Annotated in this window: 17 protein-coding genes and 1 riboswitch; of the genes, 7 read left to right on the top strand and 10 right to left on the bottom strand. The window is 70.6% G+C overall.

Annotation, left to right across the window (positions count from 1 at the left end):
- Positions 1 to 18: 18 nt before the first annotated feature.
- Both M4960_RS14830 and M4960_RS14835 read right to left on the bottom strand, forming a co-directional pair.
- On the bottom strand, positions 19 to 657 hold the full coding sequence (locus tag M4960_RS14830; RefSeq protein ID WP_123294023.1) for an ECF transporter S component: 639 nt from the start codon (positions 655 to 657) through the stop codon (positions 19 to 21).
- A riboswitch (TPP riboswitch) is annotated at positions 653 to 764 on the bottom strand. It overlaps the preceding gene by 5 nt.
- 99 nt (positions 765 to 863) lie before the next feature.
- The gene (locus tag M4960_RS14835; protein ID WP_111086838.1) at positions 864 to 1,184 is read right to left on the bottom strand and encodes a hypothetical protein; all 321 of its coding nucleotides are present in this window, start codon (positions 1,182 to 1,184) and stop codon (positions 864 to 866) included.
- A gap of 129 nt (positions 1,185 to 1,313) precedes the next feature.
- Between M4960_RS14835 and glgX the strand changes: the two genes are divergently transcribed.
- From glgX to treZ, 3 genes are read left to right on the top strand one after another with little or no spacing between them, the layout of a single operon-like run.
- Positions 1,314 to 3,548: a glycogen debranching protein GlgX gene (glgX, locus tag M4960_RS14840; RefSeq protein ID WP_123294024.1), complete on the top strand. Its 2,235-nt coding sequence runs from the start codon at positions 1,314 to 1,316 to the stop codon at positions 3,546 to 3,548.
- Positions 3,545 to 6,046 carry a malto-oligosyltrehalose synthase gene (gene treY, locus M4960_RS14845; RefSeq protein ID WP_248704642.1) on the top strand — a complete coding sequence of 834 codons (2,502 nt, stop codon included), beginning with the start codon at positions 3,545 to 3,547 and terminating at the stop codon, positions 6,044 to 6,046. The genes glgX and treY overlap by 4 nt, the downstream gene beginning before the upstream one ends.
- On the top strand, positions 6,043 to 7,797 hold the full coding sequence (gene treZ, locus M4960_RS14850; RefSeq protein WP_248704643.1) for a malto-oligosyltrehalose trehalohydrolase: 1,755 nt from the start codon (positions 6,043 to 6,045) through the stop codon (positions 7,795 to 7,797). The genes treY and treZ overlap by 4 nt, the downstream gene beginning before the upstream one ends.
- A 176-nt stretch (positions 7,798 to 7,973) precedes the next feature.
- Here the strand turns inward: treZ and M4960_RS14855 are convergent, their stop codons facing one another.
- The 8 genes from M4960_RS14855 to M4960_RS14890 all read right to left on the bottom strand — a co-directional run bounded on the left by M4960_RS14855 (position 7,974) and on the right by M4960_RS14890 (position 17,035).
- Complete coding sequence (locus M4960_RS14855) at positions 7,974 to 8,768, bottom strand: polyprenol monophosphomannose synthase (protein WP_133936836.1); 795 nt, start codon at positions 8,766 to 8,768, stop codon at positions 7,974 to 7,976.
- Positions 8,769 to 8,813: 45 nt separating this feature from the next.
- Complete coding sequence (locus M4960_RS14860; RefSeq protein WP_248704644.1) at positions 8,814 to 9,467, bottom strand: class F sortase; 654 nt, start codon at positions 9,465 to 9,467, stop codon at positions 8,814 to 8,816.
- 47 nt (positions 9,468 to 9,514) lie between these two features.
- Positions 9,515 to 10,669 carry a glycosyl hydrolase family 8 gene (locus M4960_RS14865; protein ID WP_131921632.1) on the bottom strand — a complete coding sequence of 385 codons (1,155 nt, stop codon included), beginning with the start codon at positions 10,667 to 10,669 and terminating at the stop codon, positions 9,515 to 9,517.
- A 101-nt stretch (positions 10,670 to 10,770) separates the two neighbouring features.
- On the bottom strand, positions 10,771 to 11,592 hold the full coding sequence (locus M4960_RS14870) for a DUF4397 domain-containing protein (RefSeq protein ID WP_123294030.1): 822 nt from the start codon (positions 11,590 to 11,592) through the stop codon (positions 10,771 to 10,773).
- A 182-nt stretch (positions 11,593 to 11,774) separates the two neighbouring features.
- Positions 11,775 to 13,763: a glycosyltransferase family 39 protein gene (locus M4960_RS14875; RefSeq protein ID WP_248704645.1), complete on the bottom strand. Its 1,989-nt coding sequence runs from the start codon at positions 13,761 to 13,763 to the stop codon at positions 11,775 to 11,777.
- On the bottom strand, positions 13,760 to 15,298 hold the full coding sequence (locus M4960_RS14880) for a glycosyltransferase (protein ID WP_248704646.1): 1,539 nt from the start codon (positions 15,296 to 15,298) through the stop codon (positions 13,760 to 13,762). The genes M4960_RS14875 and M4960_RS14880 overlap by 4 nt, the downstream gene beginning before the upstream one ends.
- Positions 15,295 to 15,765 carry a GtrA family protein gene (locus tag M4960_RS14885; protein ID WP_243649870.1) on the bottom strand — a complete coding sequence of 157 codons (471 nt, stop codon included), beginning with the start codon at positions 15,763 to 15,765 and terminating at the stop codon, positions 15,295 to 15,297. Before M4960_RS14885 ends, M4960_RS14880 begins: the two co-directional genes overlap by 4 nt.
- Positions 15,766 to 16,030: 265 nt before the next feature.
- Positions 16,031 to 17,035, bottom strand: coding sequence for an aldo/keto reductase family protein (locus tag M4960_RS14890; RefSeq protein WP_131845390.1), 1,005 nt, complete (start codon positions 17,033 to 17,035; stop codon positions 16,031 to 16,033).
- Between the two features lie 490 nt (positions 17,036 to 17,525).
- On the opposite strand from M4960_RS14890, the gene M4960_RS14895 reads away from it, so the two are divergent.
- From M4960_RS14895 to M4960_RS14910, 4 genes are all read left to right on the top strand, one after another.
- Positions 17,526 to 18,458 (top strand): hypothetical protein, encoded by a 933-nt coding sequence (locus M4960_RS14895; protein WP_123294034.1) that lies wholly within the window; start codon positions 17,526 to 17,528, stop codon positions 18,456 to 18,458.
- A gap of 109 nt (positions 18,459 to 18,567) precedes the next feature.
- Positions 18,568 to 19,128: a YceI family protein gene (locus M4960_RS14900; protein WP_111086826.1), complete on the top strand. Its 561-nt coding sequence runs from the start codon at positions 18,568 to 18,570 to the stop codon at positions 19,126 to 19,128.
- A 585-nt stretch (positions 19,129 to 19,713) separates the two neighbouring features.
- Positions 19,714 to 20,280 carry a TIGR03086 family metal-binding protein gene (locus tag M4960_RS14905; RefSeq protein WP_123294035.1) on the top strand — a complete coding sequence of 189 codons (567 nt, stop codon included), beginning with the start codon at positions 19,714 to 19,716 and terminating at the stop codon, positions 20,278 to 20,280.
- 176 nt (positions 20,281 to 20,456) lie between these two features.
- Positions 20,457 to 21,383: an aldo/keto reductase gene (locus M4960_RS14910; RefSeq protein ID WP_248704660.1), complete on the top strand. Its 927-nt coding sequence runs from the start codon at positions 20,457 to 20,459 to the stop codon at positions 21,381 to 21,383.
- The last annotated feature ends 16 nt before the right edge of the window (positions 21,384 to 21,399 follow it).

A 21,399-nucleotide genomic window follows, 5' to 3' on the forward strand; every position in this document is an offset into this window, starting at 1 on the left:
ACGACGGAGCGGACACCGTCACACCAGTTCGCGCGGCCGACGCCGGCTGTGCTCCCGGCCGGCCGCGAACGAGGACAGCACGCCGGTGCGTGCGAGCGCCCGGACGACCAGCCACGAGCCGGCGCCCGCGATGACGGCGCCCGACACGATCGCGCAGACGACGTAGACGACCTTGAACGCGGCGTCGAGACCCGGGTACCACAGCACGGTGTCGTTGATGCCGAGCGCGAGGCCGGCTGCGGCGCCCGCCAGGACGACGACCGGCAGCCGGTACACGCGGTACAGGAAGAGTGCGAGGACGATCTCGGCGCCGAGTCCCTGGACCAGTCCGGCCTCGAGCGTCAGCCACCCCCACTGCGTGCCGAACAGTGCCTCGACGGACGCGGCGACCATCTCGCCGTAGAGCGCGGCGCCGGGCTTGCGGACGACGATCGCGACGAGCGGCCCGGCGAGCAACCACACGCCGCCGAACAGGGCCTTCGTTCCCGGGAGGACGAGGTCCATGACGGCGCTGATGGGTTCGTAGCCGAACTCCCACAGCCGGAAGACGACGCCGAGCGCCACCGCGAGGACGCTCGCGACGACGATGTCGACGACCCGCCAGCGCAGCGATCGCCGCGGGGCGGTGTGGACGGTTGATGACGTGCCAGAAGACATGGTGCTGGACTCCTCCCTGCGCCGGCATGATCCGGATCAGGTTCGACGGTCGGAGCGCCACTCGCTCCCTCTCAGCCCGGCGGTCCCGGACTCCCGTGTGTGTCCCAGCAGTCTAGACGTGGTCGCGACCACGTGACGGGTCGCGACCACACATCGGACGGGAGGCCCGTGGCGGGTCCGCCACGGGCCTCCCGTCCGGTGTGTCGCTACTTCTTCAGGACGCGCACCAGTTTGCGGAGCACGGTGCCGGTCACCCAGACGAGCGGGATGCTCACCGCGACGAGCGAGATGAGGTTCGGCTCGAACTCGAGGTCCTTGCCGGGGCGACGGATGTACGCGCCGACCGGGATCGACGCGCCGCCGCCACCGCCGCCGCCGTTCTCGTCGTCCCCGCCGCCCCCGAAGCCGAACCAGCCGAGGGACACCGGGATGAGGGTCTGGTCGCCGACCTCGACGGGGTCTCCGTAGTTCGTGGAGACGCCGATCGGGCGTACCTTGTCTGCGATCTGCGTGACGATGTTGGCCATGCGCGCGACGCTACTCGTCCGTTCCTCCACAGGGCGGGCCACGCGCGCACGGGTACACAGCTGGTGCTTGTCTGCGGACGCGGACGGGTGTCACCGATATGTTGGCGCGACCATCACCTGGAGGACCGTTTGCACACCTGGCCCGGCAACCCGTACCCGCTCGGGGCGACCTACGACGGAAGCGGCACGAACTTCGCGCTCTTCAGTGAGGTCGCCGAGCGCGTCGAACTCTGTCTGTTCGACACCGACGGCAACGAAGAGTGCATCCCCCTCGTCGAGGTCGACGCCTACGTCTGGCACGCGTACCTGCCGAACGTCGGCCCCGGCCAGGAGTACGGCTTCCGTGTCCACGGCCCGTACGACCCCGACAACGGCGCACGCTGCAACCCGTCGAAGCTGCTGCTCGACCCCTACGCCAAGGCGACGAGCGGCGAGATCGACTGGGACCAGTCGCTCTTCGCCTACACGTTCGGCGACCCGGACTCGACGAACGACGACGACTCCGCGGCGCACATGATGAAGGGCGTCGTGATCAACCCGTTCTTCGACTGGCAGGGCGACCGCGCACCGCGCACGCCCTACGGCGAGACGGTCATCTACGAAGCGCACGTCAAGGGCCTCACCGAGACCCACCCCGACGTGCCCGAGGAGCAGCGCGGCACCTACGCCGGCGTCTCGCACCCCGCGGTCATCGAGCACCTGAAGCGACTCGGCATCACGACGCTCGAGCTCATGCCGGTGCACCAGTTCGTGAACGACTCGACCCTGCAGGACAAGGGGCTGTCGAACTACTGGGGCTACAACACCATCGGCTTCTTCGCGCCGCACTCCTCGTACTCGTCCTCGGGCGACCAGGGGCAGCAGGTGCAGGAGTTCAAGACGATGGTGCGGGAGCTCCACCGCGCCGGCATCGAGGTCGTGCTCGACGTCGTCTACAACCACACCGCCGAGGGCAACCACCTCGGGCCGACGCTGTCGTTCCGCGGGATCGACAACGCGGCGTACTACCGCCTGGTCGACGACGACAAGAAGTTCTACATGGACTACACGGGCACCGGGAACTCGCTCAACGTCGGGCACCCGCACTCGCTGCAGCTCATCCTCGACTCGCTGCGCTACTGGGTGACCGAGATGCACGTCGACGGCTTCCGCTTCGACCTCGCCTCGGCGCTCGCCCGCGAGTTCTACGAGGTGGACCGGCTGTCCGCGTTCTTCGAGCTCGTGCAGCAGGACCCGATCGTGTCGCAGGTCAAGCTCATCGCCGAGCCGTGGGACGTCGGCCCCGGCGGCTACCAGGTCGGCAACTTCCCGCCCCAGTGGTCCGAGTGGAACGGCAAGTACCGCGACACCGTGCGCGACTTCTGGCGCGGCGAGTCGTCGACCCTCGGTGAGTTCGCGTCGCGCATCTCCGGCTCGGCCGACCTGTACGAGCACGACGGCCGGACGCCCAAGGCGAGCATCAACTTCATCACCGCGCACGACGGCTTCACGCTGTACGACCTCGTCGCCTACAACGAGAAGCACAACGACGCCAACGGCGAGGACAACAACGACGGCGAGAGCCACAACCGGTCCTGGAACTCCGGCGCCGAGGGTCCGACGGACGACGAGTCCGTGAACGCCCTGCGGCTCCAGCGCCGCCGGAACTTCCTGGCGACCCTGCTCCTCAGCCAGGGTGTGCCGATGATCGCCCACGGTGACGAGCTCGGCCGTTCGCAGTCCGGCAACAACAACGTCTACGCACAGGACTCCGAGCTCAGCTGGATCGACTGGGACACCGCCGACGACGACCTCGTCCAGTTCACGGCCGACGTGGTCAAGCTGCGCCACGACCACCCGACGTTCCGCCGCACCCGGTACTTCAACGGGCGCCCGGTGCGCCGCGGTCAGGACGAGCCGCTGCCCGACGTGGTCTGGCTCACGCCCGAGGGCGACGCGATGTCGCCGGAGGACTGGGACTCCGGTTTCGGCAAGAGCGTCGGCATGTACCTGAACGGCGACGGCATCCGCGGGCGTGACTCGCGCGGCGAACGCGTCACCGACGTGGCGTTCATCACGTACTTCAACGCCCACGACGACGTCGTGACGTTCACGCTGCCGCCCGAGGAGTACGCACCCGGCTGGACGGTCCGCATCGACACCGCCGAGCCCGGTGCCCGCGACGAGATCGTCGAGGCGGGCACACCGCTCGACGTGCCCGCGCGCTCGATGATCGTCCTGCGTGCCGAGCCGAACCACGAGGTCTCGGTCACCCCGGTCGAGGTGCAGCACCACGACGGCGCCCCCGAGCCCCGGTCCCCGCAGGACGCCGTCACCCCGGCCAACCCGGCCGGTTCCACCGCACCGAGCGGCACCGCGCGATGACGACCGGCACGACGGGGGCCGGGCGTCGCGTGCCCGTCTCGACGTACCGGCTGCAGGTGTCGGCGGACTTCGACCTGGCCGCCGCACGCGACCTCGTCGACTACGTGCACGACCTCGGGGCCGACTGGCTGTACCTGTCGCCGGTCCTGCAGTCGGAGCCCGGCTCGAACCACGGCTACGACGTCGTCGACCACACCCACGTCGACACCGACCGCGGCGGCGACGAGGCCCTCCGGGTCCTCGCCGAGGCCGCGCACGCGGTCGGGCTCGGTGTGCTGGTCGACGTCGTCCCGAACCACGTCGGGGTCGCCACCCCAGAGGTCAACCCGTGGTGGTGGTCCCTGCTCGAACTCGGCCAGGGCTCCCCCGTCGCCTGGGCGTTCGACGTCGACTGGGACGCCGGCGACGGCAAGGTCCGGGTGCCGGTCCTCGACGACCGGCTGCTCGACGCGGTCACACTCGACACGTCCGACGCCGAGCACCCGGTGCTCCGGGTCGGCGACACCGCGTACCCGACCGCGCCGGGCACCGCCCACCCGGGCGACTCGGTCGAGGCCGTGCACGCGCTGCAGCACTACGCGTTCGTGCACTGGAAGCGTGCGGACCACGAGCTGAACTACCGCCGGTTCTTCGCGGTGAACACGCTCGCGGCCATCCGGGTCGAGGAGCCCGAGGTGTTCGCGGCGTCGCACGGCGTCATCGGCGGCTGGTTCCGCGACGGCCTCGTCGACGGACTGCGCATCGACCACCCGGACGGACTGTACGACCCCGCCGGCTACCTGCAGGACCTCGCCGAGCTGACCGGCGGTGCGTACACCCTCGTCGAGAAGATCCTCGAACCCGGCGAGGAACTCCCGAGCTCCTGGCCGGTCGACGGCACGACCGGGTACGACGCGCTCGGCGTCCTGGACCGAGTGCTCGTCGACCCCGCGGGTGAACCCTCGCTGACCGCGGCATCGGGCGCGGAGCCCGCCGACTGGCAGCAGCTGACGCACGACACCCGCCGCGGCATCGCCGACGGGATCCTCGGCAGCGAGGTCGAGCGACTCGCCCGACTGCTCGCGCCGGTCACCGCCGGAGCGGACGCGATCACGCACGAACGGCTCGTCGACGCCCTCGCCGAGGTCGTGGCGTCGTTCGACGTGTACCGCACCTACCTGCCCGAGGGCGCCCACCACCTCATCGCGGCGCTCGAACGCGCGGCAGAGGCCCGTCCCGACCTCGACGACGTCATCGACCGGATCGCCCCGGCGCTCGTCGACCCGGACAACGCCGCCGCGATCCGCCTGCAGCAGACGAGCGGCATGGTGATGGCCAAGGGCGTCGAGGACACCGCGTTCTACCGCACGTCCCGCTTGACGTCCTTGAGCGAGGTCGGTGGTGACCCGAGCGTGTTCGCGGTGTCCGTGGCCGACTTCCACCAGGCGCAGCGCGACCGGCTCGGCAGCTGGCCGCACACCATGACGACGCTCACCACCCACGACACGAAGCGCAGCGAGGACACCCGCGCACGCATCGCGGTCCTGGCCGAGCTCGGCAGCGAGTGGGCCGACACGCTCGACCGGTTGCAGTCCCTCGTCCCGCTCGAGGACCGCGTGTTCGCCGACCTGCTCTGGCAGGCGATCGTCGGTGCCCGACCCGCGAGTCGTGAGCGGCTGCACGCCTACGCCGAGAAGGCATCACGCGAAGCCGGCGACAGCACCACCTGGACGGAGCCGGACTCGGCGTTCGAGGAGCGCATGCACGCCCTCGTCGACGCGGCGTTCGACGAGCCCGCCGTGGTGGCCGTGCTCGATGCCCTCGACGAACGGATCGACGCGGCTGGGTGGTCGAACGGGCTCGCGCAGAAGCTCGTGCAGCTCACGGCTCCCGGCGTCCCCGACGTCTACCAGGGCTCCGAGTTCTGGGACCGTTCCCTCGTCGACCCCGACAACCGCCGAGCCGTGGACTACGCCGAGCGGCGCCACGTCCTCGCTGAGATCGACGGCCCGGACGACGACGGCCCCGAGGACCTCCCGGCGATCGGGATCGACGGCGCCGCGAAGCTCCTCGTGACCGCCCGTGCACTCCGTCTCCGGCGCGACCACCCGGAGCTCTTCACGCGGTACCTCGCGCTCGAGGCGACGGGCAGCGCGGCGGACCACGTCGTCGCGTTCGACCGCGGCGGTGCCGTGACGATCGCCACGCGACTGCCGATCGGCCTCGAACGGGTCGGTGGCTGGGGTGACACCCTCGTGCACGCCGTCCCCGTCGACCGGGTCGACCTGCTCACCGGCAGGACCTTCCCGGCCAACCGGGGCATCGCCCTCGCGGACCTGCTCACCACCTACCCGGTCGCGCTGCTCGTACGGGCCGCCACGGTCGGGGAACCCGGCCACGCCGACACGGTGACCGACGCGTCCGACGCGGAACGGGCCTCCCGGTCGACCGCCCGGACCACCTCGGCGACCGAGTCCGACGCGCAAGCGGAGATCGACATCCTGGAGGGTCACGCATGACCGCACCCGACCGTTACGCCGTCTGGGCGCCCGAGCCGGACCGTGTCCGGCTGGTCGTCGACGACGTCGAGTACCCGCTGACCCGGGGCGACGACGACTGGTGGTCGACCGACGCGATCATGCCGGTCGTCGGCGCCCGCTACGGGTTCCGCCTCGGCGACGACGACGCGGTCCGACCCGACCCCCGCAGTCGCTTCCAGCCGGACGGGGTGCACGGCACGTCCGCCGTCGTCGACCCCGCGCGCTTCGCGTGGACCGACGAGTCGTGGACCGGGCGTCCGGCCCGCGGCGCCGTGATCTACGAGATGCACGTCGGCACCTACACGCCGGAGGGCACCCTCGACGCGGCGGCACAGAAGCTCGACCACCTGGTCGAGCTCGGCGTCGAGTTCGTCGAACTGCTGCCCGTGAACGGTGTGAACGGGGAGTGGAACTGGGGCTACGACGGGGTCGCCTGGTACGCGGTGCACGCCCCGTACGGCGGTCCCGACGCCTACGACCGCTTCGTCGACACGGCGCACTCACTCGGCCTGGGCGTCATCCAGGACGTCGTCTACAACCACCTCGGGCCGAGCGGCAACTACCTGCCGCTGTTCGGGCCGTACCTGGTGCAGGGGCTCGCGAACACGTGGGGCGACTCGGTGAACGTCGAGCACCCCGAGGTCCGTCGGTACGTCCTCGACAACGTGCGCATGTGGTTCCGCGACCACCACGTCGACGGGCTCCGGCTCGACGCCGTGCACGCGATCCGCGACACCACGCGGCCGCACGTCCTGGCCGAGATGGCCGACGAGACGGACGCCTACGGTTCCTTCGTCGGTCGTCCGCTGTCGCTGATCGCCGAGTCGGACCTCAACGACCCGGTGATATTCCGCCCGCGGGAAGCCGCCGGGTACGGGCTCGGCGGACAGTGGTCCGACGACTTCCACCACGCCGTGCACGTGGCGCTGACGGGCGAGACGAACGGCTACTACGCCGACTTCGCACCGCTGTCGGCGCTCGCGAAGGTGCTCGACCACGGGTTCTTCCACGACGGCACGTGGTCGTCGTTCCGTGGCCGGCGCCACGGGCAACCGATCGACCGCGGGACTTCCCCGGCGACTGCCCTGGTCGTCACGAACCAGAACCACGACCAGATCGGCAACCGCGCGGCGGGCGACCGTCTGGCGGCGACGCTCGACGACGAAGGCCTCGTCATCGCTGCAGCACTGACGCTGCTGGGCCCGTTCACGCCCATGCTGTTCATGGGTGAGGAGTTCGCCGCGACGACACCGTGGCAGTTCTTCACGTCGCACCCGGAGCCCGAGCTCGGCAAGGCGACGGCGGAGGGCCGCATCCGCGAGTTCGCGGAGCACGGCTGGGACGAGTCGGCCGTGCCGGACCCGCAGGACCCGACGACGTTCACGAACTCGAAGCTCGACTGGGCCGACGTCAGTTCCGAGCGAGGTGCGGCGATCCTGCGTGCCTACCGGGTGCTCGTCGCCCTGCGCCGGACCGACCAGGCCTTCGTCGACCACCGGTACGAGGCGAACGCCGTGCGGTTCAGCGAGGACCGCCGGTGGCTGGTGCTCACGCGTGGGCTGCTCGGACCGGACGTGACACCCGTGCACGTCGTGGTGAACTTCCTCGACGACGCTGCCGAGGTGCCGGTCCCCGGTGCCACCGGCGAAGAGCTCTACCGGTTCGGAGCGGCCGAGGTCGCGACGGACTGCGTGCGGTTCCGCGGGCGGGGCGTGGTGGTGCTGCGCTAGTCGCTGCACTGCCGTCCGGGCGGGCCGGGCTTGCCCACGGGCGGCCGGGCTTGCCCACGGGCGGCCGATCCGCGAAAGCGACAGTGTCCCGCGAACAGTTCGCGGGACACTGTCGCTTTCGCGGTACCGCCGCCGACCCCGACCCCGACCCCGAGCGCCGACGCCGACCCAGCGGGTCAGGCTGCGTGGTCGGCCACGGCGTGCGCGTTGGTGCGCACGGACGGCAGCTTCCGGTGGTCCTTGACCAGGGAACGGGTCTCGCGGATGCGGCGGTCGATGCCCCACTTCGTCACGAGGGCCAGGCTCTCGCGCACGATGTTGCCGCTCATCTTCGAGACGCCGAACTCCCGCTCGGTGAACGTGATCGGGGTCTCGACGACGCGCAGACCGGCCTCGAGAGCACGCCAGCACAGGTCGACCTGGAAGCAGTAGCCCTTCGACGCGACGCCGGCCAGGTCGATCCGCTCGAACGCCCGCGAGGTGAAGACCCGGAACCCGCCGGTGGCGTCGCGGACGGCGATGCCGAGGGCCAGGCGCGTGTAGAGGTTGCCGCCTCGGGACAGGAGTTCGCGGTACCAGGGCCAGTTCTCGACCTTGCCGCCCTTGATCCAGCGGGACCCGAGCACGAGGTCGTTCGTGTCCGCGAGCTCGAGCATCCACGGCAGGTACTCGGGGTGGTGCGAGCCGTCGGCGTCCATCTCGACGAGCTTGGCGTAGCCGTGCTCGAGGCCCCAGGCGAACCCGGACAGGTACGCGCCGCCGAGACCGTCCTTCACCGTGCGGTGCATGACGTGCACGCGGTCGGTCTCACGGGCGATGGCATCGGCGATGTCACCGGTGCCGTCCGGCGAGTTGTCGTCGACGACCAGCACGTGGACGTTGTCGTCGGTGGCGGCGAGCGTGCGCTCGACGATGGGACGGACGTTCTCCGCCTCGTCGTAGGTCGGGATGATGACCAGGGTCTCGCTCATGGTGCTCCTCGTGCTCCACATCGAATGTATCGGTCGGTGTTTGGGTCAGTCCGACGAGAGGTCTGCGAACACGATCAGATTGTCCGTGTAGTGCCCGGTGGCGGTGTCGAACACGCCGTCGCAGGTGATCAGTCGGAGCTGGGGGGTCGGGGTGGTGCCGTAGACGTCGCTCGTCGGGAACGCCGACTTGGCGGCGCGTTCCGAGCGGTCGACGGTGAAGGTGCGGGTGCTGCCGTCGGACATCGCGACGTGGATCTCGTCGCCGGCGACCAGTTCGTCGAGCCGGAAGAACACGGCGGCGCTCGTCGGGCTGTCGACGTGGCCAGCGATGACTGCCGGGCCGACCTCACCGGGGACGATGCCGTCGCTGAACCACCCGGCGCTGTCCCAGTCGACGGGCGGGTCGAGTTCGCCGGCCGTGCCGCGGTGCAGGTCCTCGAGGTTCGACTGCACGCCGATCGCGGGGATCGAGACGCTGACGGGGGTCGCCGCGGATCGGGCAGCGGGTACGGCCGGGTCCTGGAACCCCTCGATGCCCGACCCTGCAGAAGCAGAAGAAGAAGCCGAAGCCGACGCCGAACTCGACGGCGCCGAACCGGCCCGACCGTCCGACCCGTCACTGCCGACGGTCGACGCGAGCGCCACACCGGTGACGCCGCCGCCCACGACGACCGCAGCCAGCACAGCCCCGATCGCCACGCCACGACGTCCGAACACCGAACCACGCCCGGCGGACCGTCGGCCGGTCACGATGCCCCTCCGGCCGTCGTCGCGCAGCCGCCGAGCACGTCCGAGGTGAGCATGGTCGAACCGAGGGCGGCCCAGGCGTCCCCGTAGTAGGTCGGCGTGGTGGCAGCCGTCCGGTCGGCCCGCTCCAGGTCGTCGGCGGCCGCACCGGAGGAACCGGCCGCGTACTCGGCGGCGGCCCGGGCGGTGTACGCCAGGGCGTTCGTGTCCCCGGTCACGGCGGTGCCGCCCAGGTCGAGCTGCGCGGCGAGCTGTGTCGTCCGACGCAGGGTCGGGGCGAGCGACCCGGCCAGGGCGCGGTCGTCGGCGGAGCAGGCCTCGGCGTAGCGGACGGGCGTCCGCATCGCGTCGTAGCCGTACAGCACGCGCTGGTCCCCACCGGTGGCGGGCATCGGGTCGACGGTGCCGTCGGCATGCACCTGCGACCAGTCGCTCGGCAGCTGCGACTCGTCGAGCACCGCCGCGGTCGCCGCGCGGGACCCACGGTTCAGCGCGGTCCAGCGGTCGTCGCCCGTGGCCTTCGCCAGCACCGCGAAGGCTGCCGGCGACGCGTACGAGGCGTTGTACCGGTACGGCTCGGAGTCCGCCCACGGCCCGGGCAGCAGGATCGTGCCGAGTTCCGTGGTCGCCGTCTCGTGTTCCAGGATCGCCGAGGCGATGCGCTTGCCGGCTGCCGTGTACCGGTCCTCGCCCCACGCGTCGCCGGCGAGGACCAGGGCCCGCGCGGCGTCGAGGTCGGCGTCACTGGCCGGCTGCTCGTCGGCGACACCGTCGTCGGGCGTCCAACGCCAGGCGAGCAGGTCGTCGTCGGTCAGCATGTGCGTCTTCGTCCACTTCCAGATGTCGTCGAACCGGTCGCGGTCGCCGTTCGCGAAGGCGATGAGCAGCCCGTAGGCCTGTCCCTCGCTGACGGTGTCGTCGCCCTGGTCGGTGCGGACGACACGGCCGTCCTGCACGTACCGGTCGAGGAACTCCGTGCGGAGCTCCTTCGGGGAGCGCGCCGCGTCGGGCGCGCTGGTCGAGGTCGGGGTGGCGACCGAGCCGCTCGAGGCCTCGGTGTCCTGCCCCCACGGGCGAACCGCGATGAGCGCGACGCCGACGGCGACGACCACCGCCGCTGCGGCAGTGACGGGTATCCAGGTTCTGCGGGTCATGCTGGCCTGCCTTTCCGTGGATGGTGACGATGGCACTGGACGGGAGGCCGGGATCACGTGAGCGTGTCGGCGCACGTGATCCGTGCCTCCCGGCCAGGGCGTCAGCGGTACAGCGAGCGGAGCGCTGCGATGGCCGTGTGGACGGCCTCCGTCATCGGTCGGTCGGCGGCTGCGCCGCCCCCACCCGTCTGCACGCCGCCGGTCGGCGTCGCGGCGGTGGCTGCGGCGTCCGTGACCGGCACGACCGTCAGGTCGCCCTTGCTGTCGTCGAGGACGAACAGGGTGGAGACCGTGTTGCCCGCGAGGTCGACACTGGCGGTGCCCTGCTGGCCGCTGCCCGAGACGTCGAGCGTCCACTTGCCGGAGTCGACGGTGGCGTACTTGGTGGCGGTCCCGAACTTCGCGCCCTCGGCGATGGCGGTGCCCTCGGAGGTGCTCACGTCGACCTGCTTCGCCGTGGTGGCGGCCTGGACCAGCCGGAGCTTCGCCTTGCCGTCGCCGGGCTGCTGCAGGTCGTCGGTGAACGCCGTCGTCTTGAGGTCGGTGTTCTTGCCGTACGCGACGACCGTGCTCGCGTCGCCCTTGTCGACCTTGACGTCGGTGGAGATCACCGGCGTGGAGTCCGGGGCGTCCGAGGCCCGCATCGACAGCACGTAGGTGCCCACCGGGAGCTCCTGGTACTTGCTGACCTGGCCGTACGTGACGTCGTCGAGTTCGAAGATCGTCTTGCCGCCGGACAGGCTGGACAGTTCGACGTCGACGCCCTTGGTGTCGGGCGAGAGGTGGCCGACGCGGAGCCAGCCCTCGTCGGCGGTGGCGGCGGAGGCGGTCTGGGGTGCTGCGAGTCCGACGGTCGCGGCGACGAGGGTCGCTGCGAGTGCGCCGACGACGACGGTGCGGCGTCGCTGGGTGTGTGCGGTCATGGTCGTGCTCCTTCGGGTCGTGGTGCTGGTCGAGTTGTGTGCGGTGGTGCTGCGGGCCGCCCCGGGGCCGTGGGTGCGAGCGTCCCCGCGAGCGGGCGAAATGCCGGGGTCGGCGGCCGGAGCACCCGGGTGTTTCGCCCGCTCGGCGATCCGGGCAGCGATCCGGGCGGCGGGGCGGCGGGTCACGAGGCGCTCGTCGCGGTCGTGGTCGGGTCCGCCGGGGTGTAGGTGACGGTGAGGCGTTCGCCCTCACGCTCGACCGACGCCGGCCGGAACGAATCGGGCATCGCCTCGAGGGTGGAGGCCACGCGCTCCGCCGAGGCAGCGTCGCTCGTGTGCAGGACGGCGGTGCGGAACGGCTGCCCGGTCTCGCCCGTGAGCGGGGTGAACCGGTCGACGCGGACGTCCTGGTCGGCGAGCACCTGGCCGAGCGCGATCATCGCTCGCGAGTCGACCTGACCCGCACGGAACTGGGACTTCGTGCCGTCATCGGCCCGGAGCGCCGGGTTCGACGCCAGCTCGGTGCCCATGGTCTTCCGCAGGTCGCTGGCCCGGGTGATCGCGGTCTGTGCGGCCGTCGATCCCTCGGCGTGGATGCGTCGGACCTCGACCTGCTGGTCACCGGACCCGAAGGTCGCGACGGCCGTCGAGTTCTCGATCGCCTGGCGGATGTCGGACGACGAGTTGCCGCCGGTCCGCATGGAGTCCGTCGTGATGACGTAGTCCGAGTCCTTCCACCCGTTGGGCGACTGCCGCTCCACGGCTCCGTCGGTGTCGAGCTTGTAGTACCAGACCACGTTGTTCCGGGCGAAGCCGTCCTCGACGAGGTCGACCCACATGGCGTCGTCCACCAGCAGTCGGGAGGACTTCGAGACGTTGTCCCCGACCCACTGTTCGGCCTGCTGCATCGGCAGGTCGAGGTTACCCAGGACGAAGCCGCGCAGCTGTGTTCCCCAGAGCGGCACCGCCACGACGAGTGCGACAGCGGTGGTGACGGCCCAGGTGATGCCGAGACCACGACGGGTCCCGGCGCCGAGGCGGGTCCGGGTGCGGACCCGACCGGCGATCGCCAGGACGGCACGCTCGGCCGTGTAGGCGACCAGCAGGGCGGCGAAGGGGATGAGCATGATGACGTACGGCACCGGCAGGTACCCGTTCGGGCGGAACATCATCGCGAGCAGGAAGACGAGCATCGCGGCGATCGGACGGACCCGTCGCATGAAGAGCCCGACGACCGCGGCGGCCGAGCCGAGCACGATGAACACCGGGTCGAGCGCCCACCACTGCGACGCGGCGGCGTTGGCCAGGCTGCCCGTGTCGAACAGCGAACCCGATGCCGAGCGCGAGCCGAGCTGGTAGGTGATGCCCTCGAACAGGCTGACCCGACCGCTGCTCGGCAACAGCTCGCCCTTGACCGCGGCGAGCAGCAGGTACCCGCCGCCGATGATGACGAGGACGGCGCCGGCGACGCTCAGCGTGTACCGGCGGGTGCTCTTGTCGGCGCGACGGATCGCCATCCAGATGAGGAACGGCAGGGCGAGCAGGTACGTCTCCTTGGAGAGCACCGCGATGCCGAGGCACGCAGCGGCGCCGGCGAACCCGGCGAGCTGCTGGCGACGGCTCAGGACGAGGACGAACGCGGCGAGCAGCCACGGCGTCGCGACGTTGTCGATGTAGACCGTGCGGTGGTACTGCAGGGCGAGCGGCGACAGCGCGAAGACGAGTCCGGCTGCGGCAGCGGTGATCCGGCCTGCACCGAGGCGGCGGGCCAGGACGAACAGCAGGATGCTCGAGACGGCGGAGAAGAAGACCATCGCCTCGCGGCCGGCCTCGACGGCGAACGGGTAGCGCGCGAACGCCCCGGTCAGCCCGGTGTAGCCGGCGATCTGGATCCAGCCCAGTGGCGGGTGGTCGTACCAGTACGTGTAGTGCGTGATCTCGCCGAGGTGCATGATCGCCCAGGCCTGCGCCGTGTACGTGCCCTCGTCGTCGATCCGCTGCGGGGTGCCGGACATGTTCCAGGCCTGCACGATGACGGTGACGGCGACGACGGGCAGCAGCCACGTCAGGCTCGCGGCGTGCCGGCGGAGCCAGGCGCCGATGCCGGTGTGGTTCCCCGCGACGGCACCGCGGATCGGGATGCCGGTGGTGTTGGTGATGCTGGCGGTCATCGGGTCCCTCCTGTGGTCGTGCCGGCGAGCTCACGCTCGGAAGACGAAGACGAAGACGAAGACGAAGAAGAAGAAGACGTCGCGCCCGCGGACCCGGACCCGGTCAACTCCGACGCGAAACCGACGACCTCAGCGGGCTGCTCAGCGTTCCGGTGCTGGCCCGTGTGCTCCGTCTTCTCCCAGCCGTTCTGCCCCTTGGCGTGGCGGACGACGGCTCGGACGGCTGCTGCGGCGAGGAAGATCTGGTACGGCACGAGACCGAGCACGAGCTTCACGTAGTCGCGGAACCGGACCTTCTCCTTGTAGATGCGACCGAACTCGTTGAGGCCGACGACCTCGACGGCCAGCAGCATGAGCGTCGGTGCCACCGGGATGAACGACACCAGGGCGATCGCCGTCGGCACCTTGACGAACAGGATCATCAGGACGCTGAGCGGGATGAGCAGACCGGTGGCCGCCTGGATGAACGGCATGGTCAGCATGTACCGGGCGAAGAAGCGCTGACGGAACGACGGGAGCTTCTTCCACTCCCCCTTGCCGAGCACCTGCAGGAAGCCCTGGTTCCAGCGCGTCCGCTGCTTGAGCAGCGAGGCGAAGGTCGGCGGGGTCTCCTCGCGGGTGACGGCCTCGGGGCTGTACGCGACGACGACCTTCGCGCCGTCGGCGGACAGCCGGACGCCGAGCTCGCAGTCTTCGGCGAGGCAGTGCGCGTCCCAGCCGTTCGACCAGTCGAGGCGTTCCTTCGTCACGAAGACGGTGTTGCCGCCGAGCGGGATGAACTTCGAGCCGGCGTGGAAGTGCAGGCGCGAGCGGAACCAGAAGTAGTACTCCAGGACGTTCCGCAGCGACCACCAGCTGGACTTGAAGTTCATCAGCTGCACGCCGCCCTGCACGACGTCGGCGCCGGTCTCCTGGAACCGCGAGTCCACCAGGGTGAGCAGGTGCGGGTAGACCTCGTCTTCGGCGTCGAACACGCCGACGACGTCACCGGTCGCGTACTGCAGCGCCAGGTTCATCGCCTTCGGCTTGTTCTTCGGCAGGGTGTCGTCGACGACCACGCGGATCAGCTCGGGGTGGCGGGCTGCGGCGGCGCGCACGACGGCGTCCGTCTCCGGGTCGTCCTCGCCGACGATCGCGATGATCTCGAAGTCGGGGTGGTCCTGCTTCGCGAGCATGTCGAGCGTCTGGCCCATGACCTCCTGCTCGTGCCGTCCGGGCACCAGCAGGGTGAAGCGGTGCGCGGCCGGGCGCGGGGTCTGGCTGAAGCTCGTCGACTTCAGCGCGTCCCGCGAGCGCCAGGCGTGCAGCATCCACCAGAGCGTCGTCAGCGCGACGATCGTGAGCAGCACGGAGATCGCGATGAGCGCGGAGTAGCCGATCCACTCACCCAGCGACCACGCGGCCTGCTGGACGGCACCGGAGCCTCCGGTCGGGACGTCGGTGGTCCCTCGGTTCGGGACGCTCGACGGAGCGGTCCCCTCGTTCGGCTGGAGCAGCGGCCCTGCGGCCGTCAGCAGCGTGGCGGAGATGGTCATGCGGCGAGCCCCTTCGTGCGACGAGCATCGGTGGAACGGAAGACGAGGGCCTTGTACGCGGCGAACCGGAAGGCGGTTCCGAGCACGAGGCCGACGCCGTTGCCGGCGACGTTGTCGGCGAAGGTCGAGGTGAACCCGAGGACGTAGTGCGAGACGAACAGGCAGGCCGCGGCGATGCCGAGCCCGATCAGGTTCGTGGCAGCGAAGAGCAGCCCCTCGCGCACGGTCTCGCGGCGGCCGGTCTGGCGCTCGGCGCGGAACGTGATGAAGCGGTTGCCGATCCACGCCACGGCGGTCGCCACGACGGCCGACACGATCTTCGCGGCGATGGGACCGTCGGGCATGACGGTGGCGCGCAGCAGGTTGTAGATGCCCAGGTCGATGACGAAGCAGACGGCACCGATCGTGCCGAACGACGCGAGTTGCCTCGCGGTGGCGAGCAGGCGCGAGACCGTGCCGGGTCGCACGGTCGGCACCGTACCGGTGTCGGGTGACACCAGAACGGGGGTATCAGTTCGGGTCATGCCCCCGATTCGGGGGTAACGCGACTGCGGTTTGGGTGGGGTACGGGCTTACCCAGGCCTCTGCCAGTTCCACGACACGTGCTGTTCACACGGGGTACAGACGGCCGGTCTGTGCAGACCGGACCGGTCTGTGCAGGTGGCCAGGAAAGCGGACGGGAGGCCCGTGGCGGCGTCGCCACGGGCCTCCCGTCCGATGGTGGGTCGCGTCTCAGGCGGGACGCTGCGCCGGCGACACGGTCTTGGCCGCGTCGCGCTCCGGGAGGTCACCCAGCGCCTCGTCGATGGCGGCGAGCGCGTCGGCATCGAGCGTGACGCCCGCGGCCTTGACGTTGTCGGTGACCTGCTCCGGACGCGACGCGCCGACGATGGCGCTGGCGACGTTGTCGTTCTGCAGCGTCCACGCGATCGCGAGCTGCGCGAGCGTGAGGCCGGCCTGGTCGGCGACGGGCTGCAGGCGCTGCACGGCCTCGAGGACCTCGTCGCGCATGAACCGCTTGATCATGTCGGCGCCGCCCTTCTCGTCCGTGGCACGCGAGCCCTCGGGCAGCGGCTGACCCGGCTTGTACTTGCCGGTCAGCACGCCCTGCGCGATGGGCGACCAGACGATCTGCGACAGGCCGAGCTGCTTCGAGGCGGGGACGACCTCGCCCTCGATGACCCGCCACAGCATCGAGTACTGCGGCTGGTTCGAGATGAGCTGGAAGCCGAGCTCCTTCGCGAGCGCGGCGCCGGCGCGGATCTGCTCGGCGTTCCACTCGCTGACGCCGATGTAGAGCGCCTTGCCCTGGCGGACGACGTCCGCGAAGGCCTGCATGGTCTCTTCGAGGGGGGTCTCGTGGTCGTAGCGGTGCGCCTGGTAGAGGTCGACGTAGTCGGTCTGCAGGCGGGTCAGCGAGCCGTTGATCGACTCGAGGATGTGCTTGCGGCTGAGGCCGACGTCGTTGTGCTGCTTGGGGCCGGTGGGCCAGTAGACCTTCGTGAAGACCTCGAGCCCCGCACGCCGCTCGCCCTTGAGTGCTTCGCCGAGGACGGTCTCGGCGGCGGTGTTGGCGTACGTGTCCGCGGTGTCGAACGTGGTGATGCCGGCGTCGAGCGCTGCCCGCACACACTGGGAGGCGACGTCGTTCTCGACCTGCGAGCCGTGCGTCAGCCAGTTGCCGTAGGTGATCTCGGAGATCTTGAGTCCGGAGTTGCCCAGGTACCTGAATTCCATGGTCCCGACGCTACTGGAGCCCGCCGACACGTGAGGGGCCCCGCGAGTGCCTGCCGCCCGCCGCGGGGTGGGGCGGGTGCGGTGCGTAGCGGGGTGCGGTGCGGTCGGCCGCCGCGAGCGCGGATCTCGCGAGGGCCGGTCCCGCGAGCGGGCGAAATGCCGGCGTGCCCGACGGCGACACCCGGCCAATACGCCCGCTCGCGTCGTCGCTGAGGTCGCGACCGCGGCAACCTCCCCGCGACGGGCGGGCTGACGCCGTCGCCGCGGTCCCGACCGCTGCGCGGACCGGCCGGGCGGGCAGCGCTGCGGTCCGCGCCGGCGGGCGCCCCCGCGAGCGGGCGAAATGCCGCGGTCGCCACGCAGCCGGACCCCGGTGTTCCGCCCGCTCGACCGCGGCGAGATTCCTCCACAGGGGCGCCAGGATCGCGGGCCGTCCACACTGGAGGCACGACTCGCCACCGTCGCGCCCGCTCGGCTCCACGATGTGGAGATGACCGCCAGACGCCGCCTCCCGTTGGCACTGCGGGACGCCTCGTTCCGCGTCCGTGACGCACTGCATCGAGGGGTGTCCCGCGGCCGCCTCGAAGCACGTGACCTCGTCCGCCCGTTCCACGGCACCCGATCCGCGGTTCCGCCGCGAACCGTTGACGAACGCGCCCGGGCGCTGGCTCCCCGGCTGCGCCCCGACCAGGTGTTCAGCCACGTCACGGCCGCCGCGATCCTCGGCATCCCGCTCCCCCGCCGGTTCGAGGGCACGCCGCGGCTCCACGTGACGACGATCGGGGTCGATCAGGCGCTCCGTGTCCGCGGCGCCGTCGGACACCGCGCCCACCACGGCAGGGTCCGTGCGACCACCAGCCGAGGTGTGCGTCTGACGACGCCAGCGGACACGTTCGTCGCGCTGAGCACGATGTTGACGCTCGACGAACTGATCATCGCGGGTGACGCCCTCGTCGGGTGGCTCGGATGGGCGACCCTCGACGAGCTGATCCTGGCAGTCGGCCGGCGGCGCGGGCTCCGGGGCGTCGTGAAGCTGCGCCACGCTCTCGCCGAGATCAGGCCGGGTTCTCGTTCCCCGGGTGAGACCAGGGCACGGCTGACCCTCGTCCGCCAGGGACTCCCGGAACCCGCCCTGAACCACGACGTGATCGTGGACGGCAGGTGGATCGCGTGCGTGGACCTCGCCTACCCCGCAGCACGGGTGGCGATCGAGTACGAGAGCGATCTCCACCGCACCGACCCGGCCACCTTCCGGAAGGACCTCACCCGCGGCGAGCACTTGAAGGACGTGGACTGGTGGTTGGTCCGAGCCACGGCGGACGACGTCGGCCGAGGTGTCGATCGATTCGTACAGCGTGTGAGACGCCTCCTGCAGGCCGGGCTCAGCGCACCGCACGACCACCGCTTCGCGACGCTTCGGTGAACAATGGTTGACGCTTCAACCAAAAGGGTGCACACTGGCGTAGTATCAGGTTGATGCAGGCGCATGGATCGCGTCGCACCACAGACTCTCGTTCGGAAGAAGGACCACCATGACGCTCACCGCCACGACCATTCCCGGCTACCAGACCGGCACCTGGAAGATCGACCCCACCCACTCCGAGGTCACCTTCTCGGTCCGCCACCTCGCCATCAGCAAGGTCAAGGGCAAGTTCGAGACGTTCGACGCCACCGTCGTCACCGCCGAGAACCCCCTCGAGTCGACCGTCGAGGCGAACATCGACGTCGCGTCGATCAACACCGGCCAGGAGCAGCGCGACCAGCACCTGAAGACGAGCGACTTCTTCCTCACCGAGGAGCACCCGCAGCTCACCTTCCGCTCGACGAGCATCGAGGCCAAGGGCGACGACCTGCACATCGCTGGTGACCTGACCCTGCGTGGCGTCACCAAGCCCGTCGTCCTCAAGGCCGAGCTCGGTGGCTTCACGACCGACGGCTACGGCCAGGTCAAGTTCGGCGCCGAGGCGACCACGAAGATCGACCGCACCGAGTTCGGCGTGAACTGGAACGCAGCGCTCGAGGCCGGTGGCTTCACCCTCGGCAACGACGTGACCATCAACCTCGACGTCCAGTTCGTGCTCCAGGCGGCCTGAGTCCCTTCGGACTCGCTGCCTGACTGAAGGCACCGAACAGCACCACCCGAACCCGAGACACGCGCCCCGGCTCCCCACGGAGCCGGGGCGTTCGTCGTCCCCGCGGTGCTTCGGGCGGCCGCGCGTGCCCGCTGCCCGCCGCCCGCTGCCCGCTGCGACGCGCGCGGGTGCTCCATCGCGAGCGCAACCGGGCGAACGGGCGAAATACCGGCCTCATCTCGAACTCGACCCCGGCATTCCGCCCGCTCGCCCAGGGACCACGCGCTGGCACGCCCCTCCGGTGTCAGCGAGTGCCGTGCGCACCGACCCCGCGCCGGCGTGAACGGGCGGAAACGTCCGGTGGGTACGCGCACGACTGCGGCATTTCGCCCGCTCGGCCGGGCTCCTCGGCGTAGCGTTGGGCAGCGGACAGGGGCACGCCCGCACGCGCGGGAATCCGCACACCGGCCCCCGAGTTACAACGACACACGCACGACACGCACCACCCGCACGCACGCACCCGCACCACCCGCACGCACGCACCCGCACCACCCGCACGACCCGCACGAAGCACCGCACGCCAGCCCGACGAACAGGAGCACCACCATGGCCACCGACTGGATCGCGATGCAGGCCCTCGCGGCAGCCGAGTTCGGCCGCCGCGTCGCCGCCGTGACGGACTGGGACGCCGCCACCCCCGACTCCGAGTGGACCACCCGCGACCTCGTCACCCACGTGGTGGACGAGCAGCGCTGGATCCCGAAGCTCCTCACCGGGTGCGACTACGCCCAGGCCGAGGCCGACCTCGAGTCCATCGGCGACGACCTCGTGTCCGAGTGGCAGCGCTTCGCGACCGCGGCGACCGATGCCTGGCGGAACGCCCCTCAGGACACCCCCGTGCACCTCAGCACCGACGTCGTGCCAGCTGGTCAGTACCTCACCGAGCAGACCAGCGACATCACCATCCACACGTGGGACCTGGCGCGGGCGACCGGCACGGACGAGTCCCTGCCGGACGAGCTCGTGCAGGCGGTGTGGGAGTACTTCGAGCCGCAGATCGAGGACCTCGCGGCTACCGGCTTGTACGCCGCCCCGGTCGACGTCGACCAAGACGCCCCACTCCAGGTCCGCCTGCTCGCCGTCACAGGCCGCGATGCCAAGGTGAGCGCATGACCAACGCAGCACCGAGCAACGCAGCATCAGGCAACGCAGCACCGAGCAACGCCGCACCAGGCAACGCAGCGACGAGCACCGCAGTACCAGGCAACGCAGCACCGAGCAACGCAGCGACGACCGACACCACCCGCCTCGGCGCCTCCGGCCTCGAGATCAGCACCGTGATCCTCGGCATGATGTCCTACGGCGCCCCCGACCGTGGCTCGCACGCGTGGAGCGTCGGCATCGACGAGGCCCGCCCCTTCGTCCGTCGCGCGTTCGACGCCGGCATCACCACCTTCGACACGGCGAACGTGTACTCCGACGGCTCCAGCGAGGAGATCACCGGCACGCTCCTCAAGGAGCTCGCCCCGCGCGAGGACGTCCAGGTCCTCACCAAGGTCTTCAACCGGATGCGGCCCGGTCGGAACGGCGCAGGGCTCTCCCGCGCAGCGATCATGCACGAGATCGACGCCTCGCTGACCCGTCTCGGCACCGACTACGTCGACCTGTACCAGATCCACCGCTTCGACCCGGTGACCCCGATCGAGGAGACGATGGAGGCCCTGCACGACGTCGTCAAGGCCGGCAAGGCCCGCTACCTCGGCGCGAGCAGCATGTGGACGTGGCAGTTCGCGCAGATGCAGCACGTCGCCGACCTGCACGGTTGGACGCGCTTCGTCAGCATGCAGGACCAGTACAACCTGCTCGAACGCGAGGAAGAGCGCGAGATGCACCCCTTCGCGCACGCGACCGGCGTCGGCGTGATCCCGTGGAGCCCCCTCGCCCGCGGCAAGGTCACCCGGCCGTGGGACGCCGAGGGCTCCGGGTCGCGCGCGAGCACCGACGAGTTCGGCAAGACGCTCTACCGCCAGGACGAGGACGCGAACCGCGCGATCGTGGGCGCCGTCGAGTCCATCGCGAGTGAGCGCTGCGTGAGCATGGCGCAGATCGCCCTCGCCTGGGTCGCGGGCAAGCCCGCGGTGAGCGCGCCGATCGTCGGTGCGACGAAGGAGCACCACATCGACGACGCGGTCGCGGCCGCCGCGATCACGCTGACCGACGACGAGGTGACGCGACTCGAGTCCGCGTACACGCCCCGGGTGCCGTCCGGTTTCTGACGCACCCACAAGCGGA

Origin of the sequence: Curtobacterium sp. MWU13-2055 (genome assembly GCF_023242305.1) — a bacterium.
Lineage (GTDB): Bacteria > Actinomycetota > Actinomycetes > Actinomycetales > Microbacteriaceae > Curtobacterium.